This window comes from Polaromonas sp. CG_9.11, from assembly GCF_015752225.1.
GTDB lineage: Bacteria > Pseudomonadota > Gammaproteobacteria > Burkholderiales > Burkholderiaceae_C > Polaromonas.
The window spans coordinates 1-8,170 of the sequence record NZ_JADOVE010000047.1; the positions used below are offsets into that span (position 1 = coordinate 1).

The following is an 8,170-nucleotide window of genomic DNA, read 5'->3' on the forward strand; positions in this document are numbered from 1 at the left end:
CGATCAAAAGCATGACCAAAAGGAGAGCAGCAAGGAGTTCAACAAAGCCGCTTAAATTCAAGACTCACAGGCGACAACTAGCTTGACATTCACCGCCAATGGGGCGAGGCCTTGCGCAGTTTGTCTGCCAGGCTTGGGTTTTCCTCTTCCACCAAGGCTGCGGCTTGTTTGAAAAACCTCCCCAGCAGCTCGCGCAGTCGCGTGTCCGTGATGCCGCTCGTTTGGCCATGCCGCAAGTTGCCAATCATTGGAGTGTCCGGCTTCCAAAGCAACGGTGTCGTGGGCAGGCCGCGCTGACTGAGGTACCGGTTCAGTGCCGAGCGGGCCAGGGGCGGCAGGGCCACTTTTCCGGCCTTGCCGCCTTTGCCCACGAGGGCAAGCCAATGGTCATCATGGCTGTCTGTTTGCACACTGCGCAGCGTGGCGTGGACCAGCTCACTGGCGCGTAGGCCGGTGGCGTACCCGAAGTCCAGGATAAAGCGCAAGCGCTGGGCCGCTGGCACCGTCCACCCATACGACCACTTCAGGCCATCGGCGAGGGCCCGGACCAGCGCCCATTGCCGTGAAGTGTAGTAACACTGACACAAACGGATATCCCCAGATTCCCATATAAATCAATGGCTTGGCTCACCCGCGTGAAATTTGAGTGCCACTATCACTACTATTTTCGAAGTAGTAATGTTGCCACTAACTGACTTTGCGTAGTAATATTGCCACTTGCTTCGGAGAGTGAAGACGCACCCCGTACAGAAGCAATGAGGCAAGGTCATGACCAAGTCGATGCCGTACAACCGCGCAGTGCCGTTCTCTCGTCCGGCGGGGCGACGGCGTATTGAAGTCTTCAGTCCCAAGATAGGGCGACGCCTGTGCTTTGGCGGATACGACGCGTACAGGACATGGTTAGTCATCGAAGCCAATCCAGACATCGCCGCCTTCTGTGAACGCCCGACCTATGTAGACGGACTTAAAAGTCCCGTGATCGATTTCTGGGTTCAATTACGTGGCGCGTCGGCCGGTGAATTCTGGATGGTAGAAGGACAGCCACGTTCATCATCGAAAGTGGGCACGGCACCGCCAGAGCGTCATTCCCATCTGCACGAACTTCCCGTGCGCTACATCAACCGAGCCGACTTGATTGGCTGGGCCGTACCTATCGGCAACTGGGCGCGCATCATCCCCTACCTGGTCAGCCACAGACGCTACCGAGATACCTTGCTTGAGCAGCAGATCATGGTCTTTCTTAATGAAGATGAATCGGTGGACTCGGTGCTGGCGCATTTCCCGCAGCGCGATGGGACCACCGTGCAGGCAGCACTGTTCCAGTTGTTGGCTGAGGGACGCATAACCAGCCCGGACCTGGCCATTGAGCCCATGGACGGATCCACCCGATTTCACAGATTGCCGGTGGTACTGGCAAGTGCACCGCCATGACACGCCGCTCCACTGAGTTGCTTCGCGTTGCCGAATGGCCCAGACTCGACGAGCAGGCCTTGGGCGAGCCTGCACGGGAGGTCTATCGGTCACGCTGCGCGGCCCTAGAAGCCTACGCCCAGGGGGAGCCGATCGCGAGCATAGAAGCTGCCCATGGAATCGACCGCTCAACCCTTTTTCGTATGGTCAAGCGCGCACAACGCGCGCATGCGGACGGAAGCATCTGGGGATACCGCGCCTTGGTGCCGTATGTCAATGTCAGCGGGTACGAACGCAGCCGACCGTCGCGTGCTCTGGTTCATACCAAGGCCGGCAATGCCGGTGCCTTCACCCAGCTATTGCAGCGCCACCCCGCACTGGAGGCGCATTTGCGCCGTGAACTGAGCGCCCAGCGCGTGGAGCTCAAAGGAGTGGGGGAGGCGGCACGCCTGTTCAACTTTAAACCAGCACTACAACGCTTCCAGCAGGCCTGTCGAGAGCAGGGACTACTGCCTTCAGATTACCCGTTTAACCAGCAGGACAAGGGTGTGCGCAGCCTGGCGCGGACCCTGCGTGCCTGGCTGTTCGACCGATTCGACGACGCGGCGCATGCGGCCGGGGCCCGCTTCAAACCCTCCTCCGCCTTGCGTCAACTGCCGGAACGCGGCGCCGATGAAGCCTTTGACACTGTGGAGTTCGACGCACACAAGATGGACCTGCGACTCAAGGTTGTGGACGTCGACCCGCAGGGCATCGAGCGTATTTATGAAACCGAACGAGTCTGGTTGTTGGCTATCATCGATGTGGCAACCCGTTGCATACTCGGATACACACTGTGCCTGCACCGTGAATGCAGCCGGTATGAGGTGATTGCAACCCTGAAGCACGCATTGACGCCTGCAGAAATTCCCAAGATCACCTTGCCTGGCCTGTCATTGTCAGGATCCGGTGGCCTGGTGACCCAGGCCATGCCGATAACCCAGCACGCTTGTTGGCGCCAGATCCGCTTGGACAATGCGCGCGCCCACCTGGCCACGACTAGCTTGGACGTCGTGTGCGAAGCCTTGGGCTGCGTCGCTGACTTTGGGCCAGCCTATGAGCCCGATGATCGACCGTTCATCGAACGATTTTTTGGGACACTGACCAATACACTATCACGGCGCTTGCCGGGAGGTCTTCCAAGCAAACAGGTGACAAGTTCCAAGCGCATGCGCGAAGCGGCCAAAGATCTGAACCTGGTAGTCACGGTCCAGGAACTTGAAGAGTTGCTGGATGCTACCGTATGGAACTACCACGGCACGCCACATTCCAGCCTGGGTGGCCTGACGCCATTGGAGCGGATGAGCCAACAGCTCGATGGGGTAGGGCGGTCACCGACTCGCCTGCGCCGCGTGCCAGAAGCCCTGCGCAACCGCTTGGAACTGCTGCACGACCCGGCGTTCTGCCTGGTGCACGGCAATGTGGGCAGAGGGGAGCGGCCCTACATCTCATTCTTGCATGTGCGCTACACCAGCGAACAACTGGCACGCAGTTCCAACTTGATCGGCAAACAGCTTTGGGTGTATTTTGATGCGAAGGATTTACGCACCCTTCGCGCATTTACCGAGGAAGGCCAGCCACTGCAGGATTTGTTGGCCAGTGGTCCCTGGCGGCATGAAGCACATTCATTGCGGCTGCGCCAGGAGGTGTTCAAGGCCAAACGGAACAAGCAACTGGAATTCGCGGCAGGTGAAAGCCCGATTGATGCCTTCGTCAAACTGCGCCGGGCCAAGGCGCCCCAATCCCGCAAGGCGGCCAGCGACCTGGCGAGCATACAACGAGAGCGCCGCGATGCGCCTAAATCCCCGCCCAGTCCGGTGGAGCCATCGGCTCAGCTGGCCACCGGAGTGGTGAAAGGCAAGAAGCTGCGCATTGCGCGCGGTTTTGCACGGTAAAAAGCACATACAGATTGCGGGCCGCCAGGCGGCACCGACGGGTCATTGGCGCAATTTAGCGCCGTGAGGTCGGGCCGGGGCCTTCATTCCGGCCGCAAGCGCTGCCAAGGCGCGAAAGGCATTCATGACCGATTCCATGCAAGCAAAAGTGGCGGCAACGCGCGTCAAGCAATCATCGCCAAAAAAGGTTGCTCCCGTCTGGACGGTTCCGCAACCGCCCTCTTTGACACTACAAAACCATCCCCTGGTGCGTCGGCACTACCGGGTCGCCACGGCCGCTATTGAACAGTTCGTGGATCTGGTGGAGCGTTGCATTCGCGTGCTGGTCCCCGGTGCGCTTATTCATGCCCGCCCGCGCATGGGCAAGACCCACGCCATTGACTACGTCGCGCTGCACCTGGAACGCCACCGCCCCGATATCCTGGTGCTGCGCATGTCCTGCGAGCACCATCGAAGTGATTTTGAAGGACCCTTCTTCAGCACCTTGCTGAGCGCGGCTGGCGTGCGCCACCCACAGCCAAAGTCGATTACAGACAAGCGCTTTGCGCTCATGTGCAGGCTGAGCGAGCAATTGCAGATGCGTGCCGGGCACATCGTCGTCCTGCTGTGTGACGAGGCCCAGAGATTGTCAAAGCACGCGCTGGAATGGCTGCGCGATGTCCATGACCAATTGGCACACCACGGGGTACGGCTGTTGACGTTTCTGGTGGGGCAACCCCAATTGATGGAGCAAAAAGCGCACTACCAGCTCAGCGGTGACGAGCAGATCGTGGCGCGCTTCATGATCGAGCAACAGCACTTCCGGGGGATTGGTGATGCGGTGGACGCCGCCACCTGCCTGGCCAGCTATGACCTGAGTCGCTACCCGGAGAACACCGGCAAGACGTTCACGGAGTTCTTCTACCCACGGGCGTGCGAAAAAGGGTTGTTGCTGGAGCAATCGGCTGGCATGTTGTGGAATACGTTTGTCAACGTGCATGCTGGGGCACAGTTGGCCGGCCCAGCGGAAATACCAATGGATTACTTCACCCGGGCAGTGGAAAGCGTGTTGCTGCAGGGCGCGCAGTGGGACACGCAGGACCTAGAATTGGGAGTGGCGCACTGGGAGCGCGCGGTCAAAGAGTCCGGCTATGTGGCGGCCCAGCAGACAGTGTCGGTCATGCCTGGACAGTGATTGCTATGGCACTGCCAATCATCGTGCCGGCGTGGGAGTTTGAGCTGCAGTGCCGGCTTCAAAGTGCCCATGCCTTGCCGTCAAAAAGTCTGCCGCCTCGACCCGTCAGAGTATTCCAACTGCCAATCGCCGCAGCCAGCGCAGGCCGCGAACCTTCCGAGCGGGAGTTGCTGATCATGCGATGGCGCCGGATCGCCTACGTGTATTCACCAATGCTCGCTGACCGAAAGGCGACGGCCTCAATTTACAACCCTTCAGAGGATGACACGGAGTCGGCTGACCGTGGGGTCAGCTTGTCAGCGACTTGCGAATGGCTGCTGCGCAAACGCCTGCGTCAGGATTGGGCACTGCTGGACACAGTGAAACGCGCCCAGGTACTTGCATTGGCGAAGAGATTCAGGCGAGAGGCACCTGTCGTTAAAGTAATTGACTTGGCGGCAGACGCCGCCGCATGGACCTTGTTTGCGATGTATTGGTGTGGCGCCAGTCATCCCTCTGCGCTGTTCAACAAGTCCTTGCATCCACCGACAGGTCTGATACGCTGGATCAGTCAGTTTCATGTTGATCAGCAGAGGATCCAGGTGCGCACGATTCAGGGACGGTTTGCGCACTATCTGGGCGTTACCAGCGATCGCTGTGACGTCTTGGTTCAGCGAATGCTGAAGCGAACTGGCCGCGTTGCGTTGCTGCGGGAACTGTGCGAATTTTGAATTAGTGGCAAAATTACTACTTGTTGGTGTCAGAATTACTACACTTCACGGGTAACGGCTGATGGCCTTGAAGTCCCCAAGAGCGGTTTGTTGGTAGGAGTAGGGACTGCTGGGGCGCCCCTCAAGCCATGGGCTGCCATCGCCTTGCAGACCCGGCTCACACATCCTGGTCGAGCTAAACGTCATGACCGCCACGGTGGAGGGATCCCATGGCGACGCATCAGACGCTGCCGCCCAGCGGGGAATGGCACCGGGCAAGTCCAGTGTGATTTTTAGCTGTGCCACCCGCTGCGTGAACCGCGCCAGTGACACGGTGGAGACGGGCGGATTTTGCGGTCCGAGCCAGCAGCGAGACCCCGCTTGCATGAGCCAGTCGGCCACTTCTCCCAGCGCCCGGTCCCGTTCTGGACAGAGTTTGGGCGACCTCGCCACGGCAAACGCCATCAAGGCCGCACCGCAGCGGCAGGTGCTCGGGGGCGTGGCGTTGTCATGGAAGACCAAGGTGTTTGACATCGCCCCGCAGCAAATGCGGCTGCTCAGTTTGACCCCATGCACCGGACAGCAATCCAGACCGTCAAAGGAAAACAGCACCGAATGAAACCCTTCGCGCAGGCAGTCTGGACAGGCTGCAAAGCCGCCAAAGAAGGGCCACACTGCACGCGCAAACTGGGCGACGCAGGCGTGGTGAAACGTTTCCAACGGCTCCCCCAGTGCCCGGGCAAAACGGTGCAGGCGCACAGGGCAGACCGCGCCGGCAGTGTCATGGGGATCGAGAGAAATCCGGTTTTTAGCGTTGGGATGCACCAGGAAATCCTGGGCAAAAGCGCAGCGCGTGGGCTGGTTCAACATCAAAAACCGCTGGACCGTTATCCACAGCGACGAGTACGGCGGCGTCGACCCCGGATGCCAGACCACGCGCGAGCGCTTGCTGTGGCGTCCCAAGAGGACTTGCGGATCGGTGAGCATGTGAGGGCAGACCCCTGTGGAGTTGATCTGAGCCTACGGCGAGTTGGTTGATTTCTTGCGCGGCATGGCCGCCGAGATGAGCCGCATGTGGTCCGTGAACTGTGTCTGCGCCAGCGCGTCGATCCAGCGCGCTTCGCCCGTGGCGTCCTCCCAGGCATCGCCGCGGGCAGCGCAAACCATGACTTCCTCGACCGCCCATGCAATGTGCTGCATGGGAAACTCAGGCGCGCCTTTGTAGTGCCTGGGCAGCAGCGCTTGGAGCACCCGCCACAGGGTCCCGGCACAAGGCGTCAGTCGCGCACCGCGGGCGTAGGCCTCGGGGATGAAATGGGCCAGGTAGCACGTGCCGCTGCCTGCGGGCCACTCGGACGCCTCGTCATAGCCGCGCAGCACAAACTCGACTTCTTCGGCACTGCCGATGCCCGGGAACGGCCAGTGCGAGACCATGAAGCGGGCGGCCACATGGGCATGGTCGGACTGGCCCAGCAGCTCGTAGGTGTAGTCCATCTGGTGCGACGCAATGGAGAACACGCTCAGGCGGTAGCCCTCCCAGTCCATGGCGTTTTGCAGGCCAAGCAGCCAGTTCCATTCGCGAAACGTCATGGCCTGCGCCTCATCGATGAGCAGGGCTGCAAAGTTGCTCCCGCACGCCGCGACCGAGGCAATCAAAAATTCCGTCAGCTGGCGCCGACGGTCCCCGCGCGTGGCGCGTGTCGGGGCATAACGCACGCCGCAGGCGATGCCCAGCGAGACCCAGAACTCGCCTTCATTGACGTGGCTCTCGGCGGGACGGCTCCAGATGTGCAGGGGAATGCGTTTGGCGAACCGGTCTTGCAGCACACTCTTGAGGTGCCACTTGACGCCCCGGGATTTGCCGAAGCGCGACGGCCCATGGATGTAGCCGCCCGGCTGGCGCTGATCGATCCAGTCGCCGATGGTCTGGGCCATGGCATGCACGGGCGGGGTGAAGACGGCATATTCCTGCCGCAAGACCGGGTGCCCTGGATCCAAGTGGGGTGGCAAGCGGCTGCGCATGGGGCTACAGCGTCGAGGTTAATTGGCCGCCTTGCGCAGCGGGGGCAGCGCCGCTCTGGCCAGCGGCGGCCGGGTTTTGACAACAGGCGCGGCCTCCAGGGTGTCGTCTTCGGGTGGCGCTGCAGCAGTTTGCAGGCGCGCTTTGGCAGCGGTGGCTTTGGTGTCGCCCGACCGCGATGGCGCATGCTCGAGCAGCAGCCTTTTGAGTTCGAGGTAGCTGGGGTGAATGGGCAGCTTGCCCTTGGCAGTGGATTCCACATACTCCATGAAGGCCGTCACCGCATCAGCGCCGCTGGCCAGGCAGAACCGGCGCCGGCGCACCATGGCGTTGATGGCGCTGCGGATCGCCAGGCTGTGCGGTGTCTGGTGCCAGGGCGGGTGGGCGCGCAGCACGCCCAGCCGCACCCCCTCCCGGGTGGTGGCCAGCGCGATGCGTGCGTCATCTTCGAGGTGGTTGATGACCCAGATGGGCTGGCCCACCAGGTCGTGGCGCTGGGCCAGTTCGCTGTTCGAATAGCTGGCGCCGGCAAAATTCACATAGGGCCTGCGTCCTTGTTGGTAGCCGCCGCGAACGATGCACAGCTTGCGAACGCTCAGCAGGCCCTGGACCGAGTTCGGATCAGCATACCTCGTTGGCAGGCGCCCGACCGAAGCGTAAAAGTCGAGCATCTGCAGCGGGGAGCGGTACCCCAGGCTGGTGTGTGGCGTGGCGTTGTAGTTGGCAATCAAGGCATCGAGCAGTTCGGCGGCATATTCGAGTTGGAACTCGCTGAGGACGGCGACCTGGGCAGGGTCGCGTCCCCGTTTGTCCTTGACTTTGGCGCCGGTGGTGTTGGACAGCCGCTGTGCGTATTCCAGCGAACGTGAACGCTCATTCCAGGATGGTGAACGGCGATTCCGGGCAACGTGAACGCTGCGGCGGTGTTGATGTGTTGTTACGC

6 protein-coding genes and 2 pseudogenes are annotated in these 8,170 nt (G+C 61.1%); 4 read left to right on the top strand and 4 right to left on the bottom strand.

Translation table 11 applies throughout. From position 1 onward, the window contains the following. Nucleotides 1-95: 95 nt before the first annotated feature. Nucleotides 96-572, bottom strand: a pseudogene (locus IWX85_RS19645) (integrase); the annotation flags it as partial. 196 nt (nucleotides 573-768) lie between these two features. On the opposite strand from IWX85_RS19645, the gene IWX85_RS19650 reads away from it, so the two are divergent. From IWX85_RS19650 to IWX85_RS19665, 4 genes are all read left to right on the top strand, one after another. After that, nucleotides 769-1,431: a hypothetical protein gene (locus tag IWX85_RS19650; protein WP_196870910.1), complete on the top strand. Its 663-nt coding sequence runs from the start codon at nucleotides 769-771 to the stop codon at nucleotides 1,429-1,431. Further along, entirely contained in the window at nucleotides 1,428-3,344 is a 1,917-nt protein-coding gene (locus IWX85_RS19655) for a hypothetical protein (protein WP_196870911.1), read from the top strand. Before IWX85_RS19650 ends, IWX85_RS19655 begins: the two co-directional genes overlap by 4 nt. A gap of 124 nt (nucleotides 3,345-3,468) precedes the next feature. Further along, a complete protein-coding gene (locus IWX85_RS19660) occupies nucleotides 3,469-4,518 on the top strand; it encodes an ATP-binding protein (RefSeq protein ID WP_196870912.1) in 1,050 nt (349 codons plus the stop codon). Between the two features lie 5 nt (nucleotides 4,519-4,523). Continuing rightward, nucleotides 4,524-5,228: a hypothetical protein gene (locus tag IWX85_RS19665; RefSeq protein ID WP_196870913.1), complete on the top strand. Its 705-nt coding sequence runs from the start codon at nucleotides 4,524-4,526 to the stop codon at nucleotides 5,226-5,228. Nucleotides 5,229-5,273: 45 nt separating this feature from the next. On the opposite strand, the gene IWX85_RS19670 is transcribed toward IWX85_RS19665, so the two are convergent. The 3 genes and pseudogenes from IWX85_RS19670 to IWX85_RS19680 all read right to left on the bottom strand — a co-directional run. Then, on the bottom strand, nucleotides 5,274-6,194 hold the full coding sequence (locus tag IWX85_RS19670) for a hypothetical protein (protein WP_196870914.1): 921 nt from the start codon (nucleotides 6,192-6,194) through the stop codon (nucleotides 5,274-5,276). A gap of 33 nt (nucleotides 6,195-6,227) precedes the next feature. Then, entirely contained in the window at nucleotides 6,228-7,217 is a 990-nt protein-coding gene (locus tag IWX85_RS19675; protein WP_196870915.1) for an ATP-binding protein, read from the bottom strand. Nucleotides 7,218-7,247: 30 nt separating this feature from the next. Beyond that, nucleotides 7,248-8,170 (bottom strand): annotated as a pseudogene (locus tag IWX85_RS19680) (hypothetical protein); the annotation flags it as partial.